This is a genomic window from Luteibacter sp. CQ10 (assembly GCF_040900725.1).
In the GTDB taxonomy this organism is placed as follows: domain Bacteria; phylum Pseudomonadota; class Gammaproteobacteria; order Xanthomonadales; family Rhodanobacteraceae; genus Luteibacter.
In genome coordinates, this window is the sequence record NZ_JAEUYM010000001.1 from 687,667 (window position 1) to 703,986 (window position 16,320).

Here is a 16,320-nt window from a genome sequence, read left to right on the forward strand (position 1 = left end):
CTGGTGGAAATCCATGGCTTCGCGACCTGGATTCGCCGATACGATCGGCTCCCACTCCTTCGGTAGCAGGGCGATCGATACCTTAGCTACCGGAGGGGTGGGAGCCGATCGTATCGGCGAATCGGGCGTGCGGTAGCATCTGGGCACCCCGCATCAAGGACCTCCCCATGCCCCACGCCACCTATTCCGCCGACTTCCTCTGGCAGGGCACCTCCTGGCAGGCGGGGCAGGGCGGCGTCGCGATCGAGAACGGTCGTTTCGTGCCCGGCGCCCAAGGCGGCGAGCGCGTCGGTCGTTTCCTGCTGCCCGGCATGCCCAACCTGCATTCGCACGCCTTCCAGCGCGCCATGGCCGGCCTGGCCGAACGGCGCGGGCCGGGCGAAGACAGTTTCTGGACCTGGCGCGAAACGATGTACGCCTTCGCCGAAGCGATCGATCCGGACGACCTCAAGGCCATCGCCACCCAGCTCTACGTGGAGATGGTGAAGGCGGGCTACACCCAGGTCTGCGAATTCCACTACCTGCACCACGGCCCGGGCGGCGTGCCGTACGCCGATCCGGCCCAGATGTCGCTCGCCCTGATCGAGGCGGCGAAGGACGCGGGCATCGGCCTTACGCTGTTGCCGGTGCTCTACATGAGCGGTGGCTTCGACGGCCGCCCGCTGTCGGAACGGCAGCGCCGCTTCCGTCACGACGTGGGCCAGTACGTATCGCTGCTGGAGCGGCTCGTGCCGATGCAGGACGACATGCTGCGTGTCGGCATCGCGCTGCATTCGCTGCGGGCGGTGCCGGAGGAGGCCATGCGTTCGCTGCTCGCCACCGGCATCTCGAAAGCGCTACCCATCCACATCCACGTGGCCGAACAGATCGGCGAGGTGCAGGACTGCCTCGCCGTGCGCGGCGCCCGTCCCGTGGAATGGCTGCTCGACCATGCCGACGTGGATGCGCGCTGGACCCTGATCCACGCCACCCACCTCAGCGCCCACGAAACCCAGCGGCTGGCGAAGAGCGGCGCGGTGGCCGGCCTGTGTCCGACCACCGAGGCCAATCTCGGCGACGGCCTGTTCCCGCTGGCCGATTTCATCGACGCCGGCGGTACGCTCGGCATCGGTTCGGATTCGCACATCTCGGTGTCGCCGGTGGAGGAACTGCGTTGGCTCGAATACGGCCAGCGCCTGGTGACACGTCATCGCAACGTGGCCGCGCGACGGCCGGAGGAAAGCGTGGGCGATTCGCTTTGGCGTCGAGCCCTCGACGGCGGCGCGCGGGCGTCCGCCGCGGACGTCGCACGCCTGGACGCCGGTGCCCGCGCCGACCTGCTCGTGCTCGACGATCGCTCGCCCCTGCTCGCCGCGCGCGACGAAGCCGACGTGCTCGACAGCTTCCTCTTCGCCGGCAACACGCCGCTCGTGCGCGACGTGATGGTCGGCGGCCGCTGGCGCGTGCGCGACTTCGCGCACGCCGCCGAGGAGCGGGCCGCGAAGGCCTATCGCGGCGTGGTGGAGAGATTGGCGGCCGCGTGAGAGACGGGGCCGGACGGGCATTTCACCTTGCCGTAGAGGCCTTCGGCATCGGGCGCGTTCCTCGTCAGGGCCTCGGGCGAGGCGTAGATCGTCACGCCGAGGTCGCAGCGGTTCTCCCGGAGCGTGAGCCGTACGGTGTCGATCCGCGCGGGCGGATCGCCGCCGAGCAGGCAGCGACTATCGCCGGCGAGTTTCAGCGTGACGCTGTCGCCGTCGATCGACGTCACGTCGTAATGCGCGCCGCGGCATTCCTTCCAGTTGAGCGTGCCCTTGCCGATGCTGAGCATGCCCAGGCCGAGAAAGGCGTTGCTGTAGGGCTCCCAATCGCCCGCAAGCCAGGCGGGGGCGGGCTGGGCCGTGGACAGGAGGGCGAGGGCGATCAGGGAATGCATGGATGTCTCCTTCAGGTATTGCAACCGCGACACGAATCATGGTCTATTCGACCCATGATCCGCATCGCCGCCAATAACGCCAATACCAATAATGCCCGGAACCTCGGGAGGGTCGGCGTGTAGGCGGTTGCAAGCGAAACCACCGGTACACACCAAGGCCCGCCCTCACCAGGCGGGCCTTTTTCTTTGTGCGCTTTTTCGTAGCAGTGCCCCCACCAAGGAGAGAAAGGCCATGTGTTCGATTTTCGCCATGTTCGGTCTCGCACCGGGCGACGACCTCGTCGCCCTGCGTGCGAAAGCGATGGAGCTTTCCCAGCGGCAGCGCCATCGCGGCCCCGACTGGAGCGGCGTGTACGTGGATGGGGGCGCCATCCTCGTGCACGAGCGCCTTGCCATCGTCGATCCGGCCAGCGGCGCCCAGCCGCTTCGTTCGCCGGAAGGCGACCTGGCCCTCGCGGTGAACGGCGAGATCTACAACCACCGCGAATTGCGTGCCGCCAGCGGTTATGCGTTCACCACCGGCTCGGACTGCGAGGTGATCAATGCGTTGTACCGCGAACACGGGGCCGATTTCCTCGGTCGGCTGAACGGCATCTTCGCCTTCGCGCTGTGGGATGCGGCTCGCGGGCGCTTCGTCATCGCGCGCGATCCGGTCGGGGTCTGCCCGCTGTACTGGGGTCATGACAAGGAAGGGCGGCTGTGCGTCGCGTCGGAAATGAAGTCGCTGGTGGGCGTGTGCGCGGATGTCGCACCGTTTCCGCCGGGCCACGTGTATGACAGCGAGCGGGGTGAGGCGGTGCGTTACTGGCATCCCGCATGGCGCGATTACGCGGCGACCGAGGGTCACGACATCGATCCCCGGGCCCTGCGCGTGGCGTTCGAGGCGGCGGTGCACCGCCAATTGATGACCGACGTGCCCTATGGCGTGCTGTTGTCCGGCGGCCTGGATTCCTCCCTGGTCGCCGCCGTGGCGGCGAGCTTCGCCCGGCATCGCATCGAGGACGACGATCGCGGCGAAGCCTGGTGGCCGCGCCTGCATTCCTTCGCCATCGGGCTGGAGGGCTCGCCGGACCTGAAGGCCGCCGAGGTGGCGGCCGAGGCCCTGGGCACCGTGCACCACGGCTTCCGCTACACCTTCGAGGAAGGTCTCGATGCGCTGCCCGAGGTGATCCGCCACATCGAGACCTACGACGTCACCACCATCCGCGCGTCCACTCCGATGTTCCTGCTGGCGCGGCGAATCAAGGCGATGGGCGTGAAGATGGTGCTGTCCGGCGAAGGCTCGGACGAGGTCTTCGGCGGTTACCTGTATTTCCACAAGGCGCCCTCGGCCCGCGAATTCCACGACGAGACGGTGCGCAAGCTCGACGCCCTGCATTATTACGACTGCCTGCGCGCGAACAAGTCGATGTCGGCCTGGGGCGTGGAGGCGCGGGTGCCCTTCCTCGACACGGCGTTCCTCGAGGTGGCCATGGGCTTCGATGCCCAGGCGAAGATGGTGGCGCGCAAGGGTATCGAGAAGGGCATCCTGCGCGAGGCCTTCGAGGGCGCGCTCCCGGAATCGATCCTCTGGCGCCAGAAAGAGCAGTTCAGCGACGGCGTGGGTTATGGCTGGATCGACGGCCTGAAAGCGCACGCGGAATCGATGGTGTCCGACCGTGAGTTCGCCGCGGCGGCCTCGCGGTTCCCGCACAACACGCCGGCGACGAAGGAGGCGTTCTTCTATCGGACGATCTTCGAGAAGCATTTTCCGGGCGAGGCGTGTGCGGCGACGGTGCCGGGTGGGAAGTCCATCGCGTGTTCGTCGCCCGCGGCGCTGGCGTGGGACCCGGCCTTCGCGGCGGCGGCCGATCCCTCGGGGCGGGCGGTTCGCGGGGTGCATCGCGAGGCGTTGCCGGCCTGACGGCCGGTTCGCCGATACGATCGGCTCCCACCCCTTCGGTAGCGAAGTCACTGCCTACCGGAGGGGTGGGAGCCGATCGTATCGGCGAAACCCGGTCGCGACAGCGCCCGATTTGCTAGAATCGGCTGCTTTAGCCGGCGCGCCCCGCGCCGCACCAGCAGGCCAGCCAACCATGATCGAGACCAATCCGATCCTCGCGCAGATCGCGGACCTCAAGGGCCGCGTCGAGTCGCTTAGGGGGTATCTTTGACTACCCTGTCAAGAAAGAACGCCTAGAAGAAGTCAACCGCGAGCTCGAGAGCCCCACCGTCTGGGACGATCCCAAGCGCGCGCAGGACCTGGGCCGCGAGCGCGCCCAGCTCGACACCATCGTGACCGGCATCGACGAGATGACCGGCGCGCTCGACGATTCCAAGGAGCTGCTCGAGATGGCCGCCGCCGACGGCGACGAGGCCACGGTGCAGTCCGTCGCCGACGATCTGAACAAGGTCGAGGCACGGGTCAGCAAGCTCGAGTTCCAGCGCATGTTCTCCGGCAAGCTCGACGCCGCCCCGGCGTTCGTCGACATCCAGGCCGGCGCCGGCGGCACCGAGGCCCAGGACTGGGCCGAAATGCTCTTGCGCATGTATCTGCGCTGGGCCGAGTCGCGCGGCTGGAAAGCCGAGCTGATGGAAGTGTCCGGCGGCGAAGTCGCGGGCATCAAGTCGGCCACGTTCCGCGTCGAAGGCGATTACGCCTACGGCTGGCTGAAAACGGAAATCGGCGTGCATCGCCTTGTCCGCAAGAGCCCGTTCGATTCCGACAACCGCCGCCACACGAGCTTCACCTCGGTGTTCGTCTCCCCCGAAGTGGACGACGACATCGAGATCGACATCAATCCGGCCGACCTCAAGACCGACGTCTACCGCTCGTCGGGCGCGGGTGGCCAGCACGTGAACAAGACCGAATCGGCGGTGCGCATCACGCACATCCCCACCAACACGGTGGTGGCCTGCCAGACCGAGCGCAGCCAGCATGCCAACCGCGACCGCGCGATGAAGATGCTCAAGGCCAAGCTGTACGAACTGGAAGTGCAGAAGCGCAACGCCGAAAAGGATGCGCTGGAAGCCACCAAGTCGGACATCGGCTGGGGCAGCCAAATCCGCAACTACGTGCTCGATCAGTCGCGCATCAAGGATCTCCGCACGGGCATCGAACGCTCCGACACGCAGAAGGTGCTCGACGGCGACCTCGACGAATTCGTCGAAGCCAGCCTCAAGGGGGGCCTGGAAGCCGGTTCCAAGCGTATCGACGCGTGATGCACCACCGGGGGCGCATGGGCGCCCCCGCTCATTAATGAAGCCACTCCAAGAGCCATGACCGAAAACACCCACGCCGACACTCCCGCGACCGCCGCCGACGAAAACCGTCTCATTGCCGAGCGCCGCGAGAAACTGAAAGCGCTGCGTGCGCAGGGCATCGCCTACCCCAACGACTTCAAGGTCGACAGCTTCGCGGGCGACCTGCAGGACGAGTTCGCCGACAAGGACCGCTGGACGGCCGAGGCCATCGAGGCCGCGCCCCGCCAGGTGGCCGTGGCCGGCCGCATCATCCTGATGCGCGGGCAGGGCAAGGTGAGCTTCGTGCAGATGCAGGACGGCACCGGCCGCATCCAGCTCTTCGTGCACCAGGGCACCGTGGGCGAAGAGGCGTACAACGCCTTCAAGCGCTGGGACCTCGGTGACATCGTCGGCGCCACGGGCACGCTCATGCGCACCAAGACGGGCGAGCTGTCGATCAAGGTCGAGTCGATCCGCCTGCTCACCAAGTCGCTGCGCGGCTTGCCCGACAAGCACCACGGCATGGCCGACGTCGAGCAGCGTTACCGCCAGCGTTACGTCGACCTGATCGTCACCGAGGAATCGCGCCGCACCTTCGTGCTGCGCTCGAAGATCGTCAGCCACGTGCGCCGCTGGCTCGAGGCTCCGCCGCGCCGGTTCATGGAGGTGGAAACCCCCATGATGCACGTGATCCCGGGCGGCGCCACCGCGCGTCCGTTCACCACGCACCACAACGCGCTCGACATCCCGCTCTTTCTGCGCGTGGCGCCGGAGCTTTACCTCAAGCGCCTCACCGTGGGCGGTTTCGACCGCGTATACGAAATCAACCGCAACTTCCGCAACGAGGGCGTGTCCACGCGGCACAACCCCGAGTTCACCATGCTGGAGCTGTACCAGGCGTACGCCACGTACCACGACATCATGGACCTCACCGAGGGCCTGATCCGCTCGGCCGCCACCGACGTGATCGGCCACACCGCCATCGAGTGGGACGGTGCCACGGTCGACGTGGGCCCGGCGTTCCGCCGCTGGCGCATGGAAGACGCCGTGCTGGAGCTCAATCCGGAGATCAAGCCGGGAGAGCTGCGCGACCGCGAGGCCATGGCCGCGCACGCGACGCGCCTGGGTATCCACGTTAAGCCGTCGTACGGCTGGGGCAAGCTGTTGCTGGAGATATTCGAGGCCACGGTGGAGCACACCCTGGTGCAGCCGACCTTCATCACCGACCACCCGGTGGAGGTCTCGCCGCTGGCCCGCGAGAGCGATACCGACAAGGGCATCACCGACCGCTTCGAGCTGTTCATCAACGGCAAGGAGATCGCCAACGGCTTCTCCGAGCTCAACGATTCCGAAGACCAGGCCGCCCGCTTCCAGGCGCAGGTGGATGCCAAGGACGCCGGCGACGACGAGGCCATGCACTTCGACGCCGACTACATCCGTGCGCTCGAGGTCGGCCTGCCGCCGACGGGAGGCCTCGGCGTGGGCATCGACCGCCTGGTGATGCTGCTCACCGGCGCGTCGTCCATCCGCGACGTACTGCTGTTCCCGACCATGCGTCCCGAGGCCTGAGCGGCCTCGCCATACCCGGAGCCCAAGCCATGTACTACGTCATCGTCGCCCTCGACCATCCGCGTTCGCTGGAAAAGCGCCTCGCCGCGCGTCCGGCGCACATCGCCCGCCTGAAGGCCCTGCTCGAAGAGGGACGGCTCAAGCTGGCCGGCCCGTTTCCGGCCATCGATTCGGAAAACCCGGGCGAGGCCGGTTTCGACGGCAGCATGATCGTGGCTGAATTCGCCGACCTGGCCACCGCCAAGGCCTGGGCCGATGCCGATCCCTACGTCGAGGCGGGCGTCTACCGGGACGTCACCGTGCGGCCGTTTCGCGTGACCCTGCCGTGACCGTCGAGAAGGTCGAGCGCATCCGCCGGCTGCTGACCGAGGCTTTGGCCCCGGTGGAGCTGGACGTCATCGACGAGGGCCACAAGCACGCGGGCCACGCGGGCGAGGGCCGGGGGCATTTCTTCGCGCGCATCGTCAGCCCGGCCTTCGCCGGCAAGAACCCGATCCAGCGGCACCGGATGGTCTACGAGGCCTTGGGCGACATGATGCCGGACGGCATCCATGCGCTGTCGATCGAGGCGAAGACGCCGGGCGAGTGACCGCTCCCCGTGAATTCGCCGATACGATCGGCTCCCACCCCTTCGGTAGGCGGTGTCTCGCTACCGAAGGGGTGGGAGCCGATCGCATCGGCGAATGGTCCTGGCCTCGTTTCGGCTAGTGGATCTTGTCCAATCAGAAGCTTACCCTTCCTTTTTCGCGTTGTTTCGCGTATTGCACCTCAGTGACCCCTTTGGCAAAGTGATCGATCTGCCAGGGGGTGGCTCCCGACCGGAGCCCACGGCCGCGTCCCAACGGAATCAAACATGCGTCTGACCACCATCAAGCTGGCGGGATTCAAGTCCTTCGTGGACCCGACCACGCTGCACCTGCCCACCAACATGACCGGCGTCGTCGGTCCGAACGGTTGCGGCAAGTCGAACATCATCGACGCCATCCGCTGGGTCATGGGCGAATCGGCGGCCAGCCGCCTGCGCGGCGATTCGCTCACCGACGTGATCTTCTCCGGCTCCAGCGCCCGCAAGCCCGTGGGCCAGGCGGCGGTGGAACTCATCTTCGACAACAGCGACGCCACCATCCAGGGCGAATACGCCAGCTTCGCCGAGATCTCGGTCAAGCGCGTGGTGAGCCGCGACGGCCAGTCGTCGTATTTCCTCAACGGCGCGCGCTGCCGCCGCCGCGACATCACCGACCTGTTCCTCGGCACGGGCCTGGGCCCGCGCTCCTACTCGATCATCGAGCAGGGCATGATCAGCCAGATCATCGAGGCGGCGCCCGAAGAGTTGCGCACCCACCTGGAAGAAGCCGCCGGCATCTCTAAATACAAGGAGCGCCGCAAGGAAACCGAAAGCCGCATCAAGTCCACCCGCGAAAACCTCGACCGCGTGCGCGACGTGCGCGACGAGGTGGACAAGCAGCTCGACCACCTCAACCGCCAGGCCCGCGCCGCCGAGCGCTGGAAGGCCTTCAAGGAAGAACAGACCCGTCGCGAGGCCGAGCTACGCGCGCTGGAATACCGCACGCTCGACCGGCAGCGCCAGGGCGAAGGCTCCGGCCTGCGCGAGGCCGAGCTGGAGATCGAAAAACACACCGCATCGCAGCGCCAGGTCGAAGCGCAGCTGGAAAGCGTGCGCGAGCGCCACCAGGGCGCCAGCGAGCACCTGAACCAGGTGCAGGCCGAGGTCTACAAGGTGGGCGCCGAGATCGCCCGCGTCGAACAGCAGGTGCGCCACAACCGCGACCTCGCCGAGCGCCTGACCCGCGCCCGTGTCGACACCGAGCGCGAGCACGAAGAGCTGCTCGGGCACATCACCACCGACCGCGAGCAGGTGGAAACCCTGCGCATGGCCCTGGCCGAAGGCGAGCCGAAGCTCGAAGCCCTGCAGCAGATCCAGGACGAAACCGCCGAATCGCAGCGCGCCACCGAGTCGCGCATGGCCGACTGGCAGCAGCGTTGGGACACCCACACGCGCGGCGCCTCCGAATCCACCCGCGCCGCCGAAGTCGAGCGCACCAAGCTCGCCTACCTCGATCGCCAGGCCGTGGATCTTTCCCGCCGCCGCGAAGCGATGGAAACCGAACAGCGCGCCACCGACGTCGCCGCGCTGGACGCCGCCGCCGAACAGCTCGACACCGAACACGACACCCAGCGCGAACGCGTCGAACAGCTCGGCACCGTGCTCGACCAGCACAAGGTCGCCTATGAGCGCGTGCTCGACGAAGAGCGCCAGGTGCAGTCGTCGCTCAACGACGCCCGCCAGCAGCTGCAGACCGCGCGTGGCCGCCAGGCCTCGCTGGAAGCCCTGCAGACCGCCGCGCTCGGGCAGGAAGAGTCGGCCGCCACCGGCTGGCTCAAGCGCCTCGGCCTCGACGGCGCGCGCCGCCTCGGTGAATCGCTGCAGGTGGACGCCGGTTACGAATCGGCGGTGGAAACCGTGCTGTCGGGCCTGCTCGACGGCGTGCTCGTCGATGCGCCGGCGGCGCTGGCTCCCGAGTTCGAAGGCCTCGGCCAGGCCGACGTGGCCTTGTTCGCGTCGGCGCAGGGTGGCCCCGGCGCCTCGGGCACGCTGGCCGGGCACGTGCGCGGCCCGGCCGCCGCCGTAGCCCTGCTCGGCAACGTCTTCATCGCCGATTCGGTGGAGGAGGCCGCCTCGCGCGTGGCCTCGCTGTCCGAACACCAGTCGGTGATCACCCGTGACGGCGCATGGATGGGCCCGGGCTGGGCCCGCGTGTTGCGCGCGCAGGGCAACCAGGTGGGCGTGCTGGCGCGCGAACGCGAGATCCGCCAGCTCGCCGAACAGATCGAAACCCTGGAGGCCACGATCGAGGAAGGCACCGAAACGCTCGAGGCACTGCGCGCGCGCAAGTTCGAAACCGAGCGCCAGCGCGACGACGCGCAGCGCGACCTCTACGCCGCGCATCGCCGCCTTTCCGAGCTGGCCGGCCAGTTGCAGAGCCACCGCGGCAAGATGGAAACCGCGCGCGCCCGTGCCGAGAAGATCGGCGGCGAGATTTCCGCCATCGTCGAACAGCTCGACGAACTCGAGGGCCAGACCCGTGAAGCGCGCGCCCGCCTCGACGAGGCCGTGGGCCACATGGGCGACCGCGAGGACGAACGCCGCGAGCTGGAGAACGAGCGCCGTGAATTGCTCGAGGCGCGCGAGGAAGCCCGCATCAATGCCCGCGAGGCCGCCGACCAGGCGCACCAGCTCGAACTCGGCCTGGGCTCCAAGCGCGCGGCGCTCACCTCGCTGGAGCAGGCCCTGGCCCGCCTCGACACCCAGCTTCGCCAGGTCACCGCGCGTCGGGACGAGATCGACGAACAGCTCGCCGCGGGTTCCGATCCCATCGTCGAACTGGAAGCCGAGCGGCAGACCTACCTCGACCAGCGCCTGCTCGTCGACAAGCAACTGGTGGACGCCCGCCGTGCCGTCGAAGACTGCGACGCCGAATTCCGTCGCCTGGAGCAGGAGCGCCAACGCGTCGAGCACGTGATGAACCAGGTGCGCGAGAGCGTGTCGGAGAAGCGTCTCGCCGCCCAGGCCCTGCAATTGCGCGCCGAACAGCTCGCCCAGGCCATCCGCGCGTCGGGGCTCGAACTGGAGCCGTTGCTGGCCGAGCTGGCGGAAGATGCCGAGCCCGCCCACTGGCAGCAGCAGCTCACCGACCTGGCGCAGAAGATCGCCCGCCTGGAGCCGGTGAACCTGGCCGCGATCCAGGAACACGCCGAGCAGTCGCAGCGCAAGGAGTACCTCGATGCGCAGCTGACCGACCTCACCAGTGCCATGGAAACCCTGGAAGGCGCGATCAAGAAGATCGACCGCGAAACGCGCCAGCGCTTCAAGGAGACCTTCGACCGCGTCAACGCCGGCGTGCAGGAACTCTTCCCGCGCCTGTTCGGCGGCGGCCACGCCTACCTCGAACTCACCGGCGAAGACCTGCTCGATACCGGCGTGGCCATCATGGCGCGTCCGCCGGGCAAGCGCGTATCGAACATCACGCTGCTGTCCGGCGGCGAGAAGGCGCTCACGGCGGTGTCGCTCGTGTTTGCCATCTTCGGCCTGAATCCCGCGCCGTTCTGCCTGCTCGACGAGGTGGACGCGCCGCTGGACGAAGCCAACGTCGGCCGCTTCTCGGCGATGGTGCGCGAGATGAGCGAGAAGGTGCAGTTCATCTTCGTCAGCCACAACAAGGCCACGATGGAGGCCGCGCACCAGCTGTGTGGCGTTACCATGCGCGAACCGGGCGTCTCGCGCCTCGTCCAGGTCGACCTGGCCGAAGCGTCGAAGCTCGCCGGCGTCGCCTGAGCACTACCCAAGGAACTCCCATGACACCAGCCATCGGCCTCGCCTGGAATCCGGCAGTCGGCATCCCGATGCTCTTCGTCGGCATCGTCATCCTCGTGCTGATCTGGCTCTTCGGCCAGCCGCGCAAGGAGCAGGGCCGCCGCAAGCCCGTGCCCGAGCAGCAGCCCGAGCGTTCGCGCGAGCGGCGCGACCCGGTGTTCCATGACGGGGAACCGGACGAGGAGGGCTTTTCGGCCCGCGACGACGACGCCAACGACCCGCTGTTCAATCCGTCGCCCAGGCAGGGCGAGCTCGATGTCGACCTGCGCGCCGAGCTCGAGCGCCTGGGCGCGTCGTTGGCCGGCGAGCGCACGGCCTCGGCCTCGCCCGTGCTGCCGGACGAGCCCGCGCCGCGTCCGGTGCAGCGCAAGGAGCCGAGCATCGACCTCGACCTGCCTTTCGACCTCGACGAACCCGTCGCGGCCGCACCGCCGCCCGCGCCGGTCGTGCCTCCGGCCCCCGCGCCCGCACCCCCTCCCGTGCCGAAAACGCCGCCGCGTTCCGACCTGGGCCGCCGGCCGAACACCCCGGTGGAACGCATCGTCAGCCTTTACGTGGTAGCGCGCGACGGCCTCAAGTTCAGTGGTTCCGACCTCGTCGTGGCGGCCGAGAAGGTCGGCCTGGAATTCGGCGACATGGGTATCTATCACCGCCTGGTCGACGGTCACCCGGAAAAGGGTCCGATCTTCAGCGTGGCCAACCTCGTCAAGCCGGGCAATTTCGACATGTCGCGCGTCGCCGCCATGCAGACGCCCGGGCTCTCGTTCTTCATGGCCCTGCCGGGCCCGATCAACGCGCTCGACGCCTGGGACGCCATGCTGCCCACGGCCCAGCGCCTGGCCGAGCTGCTCGACGGCCTCGTGCTCGACGAGGAGCGCAACGCCCTCGGCCGGCAACGCGTCGCCCACATCCGCGATGAGCTGCGCGGGTGGGATCGCGGCCACGAGGGCGAAGAAATCACCTTCGGCCCTTAACCATGTACACGCCGCGCGCCTTCGTCGAGGATCGCCTGCCCGTCTTGCACGAGGCGATCCGCGGGATCGCCTTCGGGGCGCTGGTGACGGCGGCCGAGGGCGCCATCGAGGCCACGCACCTGCCGTTCGTGCTCGTGCCGGACGAGGGCCCGCTCGGCACGCTCTACGCGCACGTGGCCAGGCCCAACGACCACGTGCGGCGGCATGGGGGCGAGGCCCTCGCGATGTTCGCGGGGCCGCATGCGTACATCTCGCCCAACGGTTATCCCGGCAAGGCGGTGCATGGCCGTGAAGTGCCGACGTGGAACTACATCGCCGTGCACGCCTACGGCGTGCCCGAGACCTTCACCGATCCCACGGCGTTGCTCGACCTGCTCGACACGCTGACCGACCAGAGCGAGAAGGCCGCCGAGCAGTCCGTGCCGTGGCAGGTCGCCGATGCGCCGGCCGACTATGTCGAATCGATGCTCGGCGCCATCGTCGGCATCCGCCTGCCGATCGCGCGGATCGAGGGCAAGTGGAAGCTCGGGCAGAACCGCAGTGTCGAAGATCGCGCCGGTGCGGCGAAGCTTCTTGCGGAGCGGGGCGGAGATGACGAGCGGGCAATCGCAAGCGCGATGCTCGCCGTGAAAAGCTCGTAGATCCACATTCGCGAAGCCGAACGCACCGCGCTGGGCTCCTGCATACGCAGGAGCGACGTTTCAGTATTCGTGAGAGTGACCGAACAATGGCCCGTCATTCCTGCGCAAGCGGACCCTGTCCCTGCGAAAGCAGGGAATTCAGCGCCCCGCGCTATGAACGTGCCAGACCGCCTATCGGCTTCCGCTTTCAGGCGGTTGGCCCCGCCGATTTCACATTCCCGAAACACCCCGATGCGTCACTGTGACTGCTCCCCCGCGTGTCCGGGCGTTGGCGTGATGCACACATCAGGCCCGGCATGCTTGTGTTTACTCCCCAAGGAACACGAGTCACATGTCGGCAAGCATGCGTGCGCCCTTTTGCATCTATTACCTGCATCCGTTGCAGGCGGGACCGATGACGGGGTGGAGCGCGTGGATCGACCATGCCGCGTCGCTCGGTTTCCGCCAGTTGCTGGTGGCACCGCCCTTCGTGCCTTCGCAGGCCGGCGACGTGTTCGTCACGCGGGACTTCGACCATTTGCATCCCGCGCTCGACGCCGACGGCGACGCGGTCACGCGCCTGGCGCAGATCGCCAAGGCCTGCCGTGCGCGCGACATGGCCTTCTGGCTGGACCTTCCCCTGGACGAACTGGCGTCCGACGCGACGGTACGCACGGAGCATCCGGAGTGGTTCCGTCCCGTCGCCGCCGAGCACGGCACGCCCGACCCGCGCTGGACGCCGGCCGAATCCGATAGCGCGCGCTGGCGTTTCAACGACCCCGCCGTGGCCGATGCCGCCGCGTCGTGGTGGATCGATCGCCTGCGTCGGTGGACCGCCGCCGGTGTGGAGGGTTTTCGTCTCGTGCATCCCCAGCGACTGGGCGCGGCGACGTGGAAGGCCCTGATCGACGCGGTACGCGCCGAGGCACCCGGTGCGAGTTTCGTCGCCTGGACGCCCGGCTGCACGCCGGACGACATCGCCGCCTTGCAGGGCGCGGGCTTCGATGCCGTGGTCAATTCCTCGGCCTGGTGGGATTTCCGTTCCTCGTGGTTCGCCGAAGAGGCGGCACGCCTGCAAACGGTGGCACCCGCCATGGCCTGCGTCGAAGCGCCGTTCGCGCGCCGCCTCGGCGACGAGCTGGGCGAGGAGAACCAGCTCGAACACGCCTACGGCCGAGCGATCGCCTTCGCGGCGACCGCGGCTGCCGGATGGCTCATGCCGATGGGATTCGAATACGCGATTCACGATGCGCTCGATCCACGGCGCGGCACGCCCGCCACGCCCGCCGAATGGAAGGCCCATGCCGCGCTCGACCTGTCCGAGGCGATCGCCGCGGCGAATCGTGGGGTGGGCGACGACGTGCCCGGCGTGCCCCTCATCGCCACGCACGGCTGCGTCACCTCGCTATTCGCCGTCGACGGCGCGGATCCGCGCACGGCGCGTCGGGCCACGCTCACGCTGGTCAACGCCTCGCTCGACCGCGACATGGTCGTGAGCGCGGCGGACGCGCTGGCGGGCGCAGCAAGCCATTTCGCGACGTGGACGGCCCCGGACGGACGCAAGTATTTCGACCAAGGCGATGCCATGACCCTACCTCCCGGCGGCGTGATAACCCTGTCCGGCGTGCCCGCGGGACCGGTAGTGAAGAAGCTCGGCGCGACGGCGCGCAAGGAGACCTTGCAAGCGGCCACGGCATCGCCCCGTGTGGTGATCGAAGCCGTGGAGCCGACGGTGGACGGGGGACGTTTTCCCGCCAAGCGCATCGTCGGCCAACCGGTCACGGTCACCGCCGACATTTTCATGGACGGCCACGAGGTACTCGCGGCTCGGCTGTCGTACCGCGCGCAGGACGAAAAGAGCTGGCGCGAGGCGACCATGTCGCCGGTAAACAACGACATCCATACCGCCACCTTCACGCCCACGCGCGTCGGTCGCTACGAATTCCGCGTCGAGGCCTGGCACGACCGTTTCGGCAGCTACCACCACGAACTCGAGGTCAAGCACGCCGCCGGCGTGGCCGTCGACCTGGAACTGGAAGAGGGACGGTTGCTGGTCGAAGCGCGTGCGAAGGATGCCACCGGTCCCAAGGCGCGGGCGCTGCGCAGCCTCGCCGCGGCGGTTTCGAAGGCCGAAGGCGACGCGCGTCTCGAACTGCTTCTCGCCGACGGCACGGTGGCGTTGATGGACGCCACCGACCCACGGGAACGCTCGACGGTCAGCACCACGTTCGTCGTCGAGGTGGATCGGCGCGAGGCGATGTTCGCGAGCTGGTACGAGCTGTTCCCGCGTTCGATGACGGACGATCCGAAGAAGCACGGCACCTTCCGCAATACCATCGCGCGCCTTCCGGCGATCCGCGACATGGGCTTCGACGTGCTCTACTTCCCGCCGATCCACCCCATCGGCAAGGCCTTCCGAAAGGGGCCCAACAACACGCTCACGCCCGGTCCGGACGACCCCGGCAGCCCGTACGCCATCGGCTCGCCCGATGGCGGGCACGACGCCATCCACCCGCAGTTGGGCACGCTGGACGATTTCCGCGCCTTGCGCGATGCGGCCCACGAACACGGCCTGGAGCTGGCGCTCGACTTCGCCATCCAGTGCTCGCCGGACCATCCGTGGCTGAAGGAACACCCGGAATGGTTCGACTGGCGTCCGGACGGCAGCATCAAGTACGCGGAAAACCCGCCGAAGAAATACCAGGACATCGTCAACGTGGATTTCTACGCCGACGGTTCGGTGCCCTCGTTGTGGCAGGCCCTGTGCGACGTGGTGCTGTTCTGGGCGGGCGAGGGCGTGCGTACCTTCCGCGTCGACAACCCGCATACCAAGCCGTTTCCGTTCTGGGAGTGGATGATCGCGCAGGTGCGGGCGAAGTACCCCGGTACGCTGTTCCTCTCCGAGGCGTTCACCCGGCCCAAGCCGATGTATCGCCTGGCCAAGGTGGGCTTCAGCCAGTCGTACACGTATTTCACCTGGCGTAACTCCAAGCGCGAGTTCATCGACTACCTCACCGAGCTGACCACCACGCCGCCGAAGGATTTCTTCCGCCCCAACTTCTTCGTCAACACGCCGGATATCGACCCGTACTTCCTGCAGACCTCGGGCCGTCCCGGCTTCCTCATCCGCACGGCGCTGGCGACCACGCTTTCGGGCCTGTGGGGCATGTACTCGGGCTTCGAGATCTGCGAATCCGCGCCGATGCCGGGCAAGGAGGAGTACCTCGATTCGGAGAAGTACGAGATCCGCGTGCGTGACTTCGATGCGCCGGGCAACATCGTCGCCGAGATCACCCAGCTCAACCGCATCCGCCGCGCGCATCCCGCGCTGCAGACCCACCTGGGCGTGCGCTTCCTGCCCGCGAACAACGACCAGGTGCTGTTCTTCGAAAAACGCGCGGGCGACGACCTCGTGCTCGTGGCGATCAGCATGGATCCCCACAACGCGCAGGCCGCCGACCTCACCCTCCCGCTGGACGACTGGGGCCTTCCTCCGGATGCCTCGCTCGACGTCCGCGATCTTCTCCACGCACGCCCCGTCGCTTGGCGCGGCGCAACCCAGAACGTATGGCTCGGCCTCGGCCAGCCCTACGCGATCTGGCAGGTACGGTTACCCGGAGTCTGACC

11 protein-coding genes are annotated in these 16,320 nt (G+C 67.9%); 10 read left to right on the top strand and 1 reads right to left on the bottom strand.

Annotated elements, in window-relative coordinates:
- Nucleotides 1-167 precede the first annotated feature (167 nt).
- Complete coding sequence (locus JNG39_RS03200) at nucleotides 168-1,523, top strand: formimidoylglutamate deiminase (RefSeq protein WP_368309629.1); 1,356 nt, start codon at nucleotides 168-170, stop codon at nucleotides 1,521-1,523.
- On the opposite strand, the gene JNG39_RS03205 is transcribed toward JNG39_RS03200, so the two are convergent.
- Nucleotides 1,487-1,915, bottom strand: a complete 429-nt coding sequence (locus JNG39_RS03205) for a hypothetical protein (RefSeq protein WP_368309630.1) — start codon at nucleotides 1,913-1,915, stop codon at nucleotides 1,487-1,489. The genes JNG39_RS03200 and JNG39_RS03205 overlap by 37 nt on opposite strands.
- Nucleotides 1,916-2,147: 232 nt before the next feature.
- Here JNG39_RS03205 and asnB point away from each other — a divergent pair, with 232 nt between their 5' ends.
- The 9 genes from asnB (at nucleotide 2,148) to JNG39_RS03250 (ending at nucleotide 16,318) form a co-directional block, all read left to right on the top strand.
- Nucleotides 2,148-3,818, top strand: coding sequence for an asparagine synthase B (gene asnB / locus JNG39_RS03210; protein ID WP_368309632.1), 1,671 nt, complete (start codon nucleotides 2,148-2,150; stop codon nucleotides 3,816-3,818).
- Nucleotides 3,819-3,990: 172 nt separating this feature from the next.
- A protein-coding gene (prfB, locus tag JNG39_RS03215) for a peptide chain release factor 2 (protein ID WP_368309633.1) occupies nucleotides 3,991-5,116 on the top strand; the annotation gives its coding sequence in 2 pieces (ribosomal slippage) (nucleotides 3,991-4,065 and nucleotides 4,067-5,116; 1,125 coding nt in all).
- Nucleotides 5,117-5,173: 57 nt separating this feature from the next.
- Nucleotides 5,174-6,706: a lysine--tRNA ligase gene (gene lysS / locus JNG39_RS03220; protein WP_368309634.1), complete on the top strand. Its 1,533-nt coding sequence runs from the start codon at nucleotides 5,174-5,176 to the stop codon at nucleotides 6,704-6,706.
- A 29-nt stretch (nucleotides 6,707-6,735) separates the two neighbouring features.
- Nucleotides 6,736-7,035, top strand: a complete 300-nt coding sequence (locus JNG39_RS03225) for a YciI family protein (RefSeq protein ID WP_368309635.1) — start codon at nucleotides 6,736-6,738, stop codon at nucleotides 7,033-7,035.
- Nucleotides 7,032-7,295, top strand: a complete 264-nt coding sequence (locus JNG39_RS03230; protein WP_368309636.1) for a BolA family protein — start codon at nucleotides 7,032-7,034, stop codon at nucleotides 7,293-7,295. Before JNG39_RS03225 ends, JNG39_RS03230 begins: the two co-directional genes overlap by 4 nt.
- Before the next feature lie 264 nt (nucleotides 7,296-7,559).
- Nucleotides 7,560-11,060: a chromosome segregation protein SMC gene (gene smc, locus JNG39_RS03235; protein WP_368309637.1), complete on the top strand. Its 3,501-nt coding sequence runs from the start codon at nucleotides 7,560-7,562 to the stop codon at nucleotides 11,058-11,060.
- 68 nt (nucleotides 11,061-11,128) lie between these two features.
- On the top strand, nucleotides 11,129-12,073 hold the full coding sequence (zipA, locus tag JNG39_RS03240; RefSeq protein WP_368310801.1) for a cell division protein ZipA: 945 nt from the start codon (nucleotides 11,129-11,131) through the stop codon (nucleotides 12,071-12,073).
- A gap of 2 nt (nucleotides 12,074-12,075) precedes the next feature.
- Nucleotides 12,076-12,714 carry an FMN-binding negative transcriptional regulator gene (locus JNG39_RS03245; protein ID WP_368309638.1) on the top strand — a complete coding sequence of 213 codons (639 nt, stop codon included), beginning with the start codon at nucleotides 12,076-12,078 and terminating at the stop codon, nucleotides 12,712-12,714.
- 331 nt (nucleotides 12,715-13,045) lie between these two features.
- Nucleotides 13,046-16,318, top strand: coding sequence for a maltotransferase domain-containing protein (locus JNG39_RS03250; RefSeq protein ID WP_368309640.1), 3,273 nt, complete (start codon nucleotides 13,046-13,048; stop codon nucleotides 16,316-16,318).
- Nucleotides 16,319-16,320 lie beyond the last annotated feature (2 nt).

What these genes read in the sequence shown, in the direction of transcription:
- JNG39_RS03205 (WP_368309630.1), bottom strand. Translation starts at nt 1,915, where the DNA reads ATGCATTCCCTGATCGCCCTCGCCCTCCTGTCCACGGCCCAGCCCGCC.
- asnB (WP_368309632.1), top strand. Translation starts at nt 2,148, where the DNA reads ATGTGTTCGATTTTCGCCATGTTCGGTCTCGCACCGGGCGACGACCTC.
- smc (WP_368309637.1), top strand. Translation starts at nt 7,560, where the DNA reads ATGCGTCTGACCACCATCAAGCTGGCGGGATTCAAGTCCTTCGTGGAC.
- JNG39_RS03225 (WP_368309635.1), top strand. Translation starts at nt 6,736, where the DNA reads ATGTACTACGTCATCGTCGCCCTCGACCATCCGCGTTCGCTGGAAAAG.
- JNG39_RS03200 (WP_368309629.1), top strand. Translation starts at nt 168, where the DNA reads ATGCCCCACGCCACCTATTCCGCCGACTTCCTCTGGCAGGGCACCTCC.
- JNG39_RS03250 (WP_368309640.1), top strand. Translation starts at nt 13,046, where the DNA reads ATGTCGGCAAGCATGCGTGCGCCCTTTTGCATCTATTACCTGCATCCG.
- JNG39_RS03245 (WP_368309638.1), top strand. Translation starts at nt 12,076, where the DNA reads ATGTACACGCCGCGCGCCTTCGTCGAGGATCGCCTGCCCGTCTTGCAC.
- zipA (WP_368310801.1), top strand. Translation starts at nt 11,129, where the DNA reads ATGCTCTTCGTCGGCATCGTCATCCTCGTGCTGATCTGGCTCTTCGGC.
- lysS (WP_368309634.1), top strand. Translation starts at nt 5,174, where the DNA reads ATGACCGAAAACACCCACGCCGACACTCCCGCGACCGCCGCCGACGAA.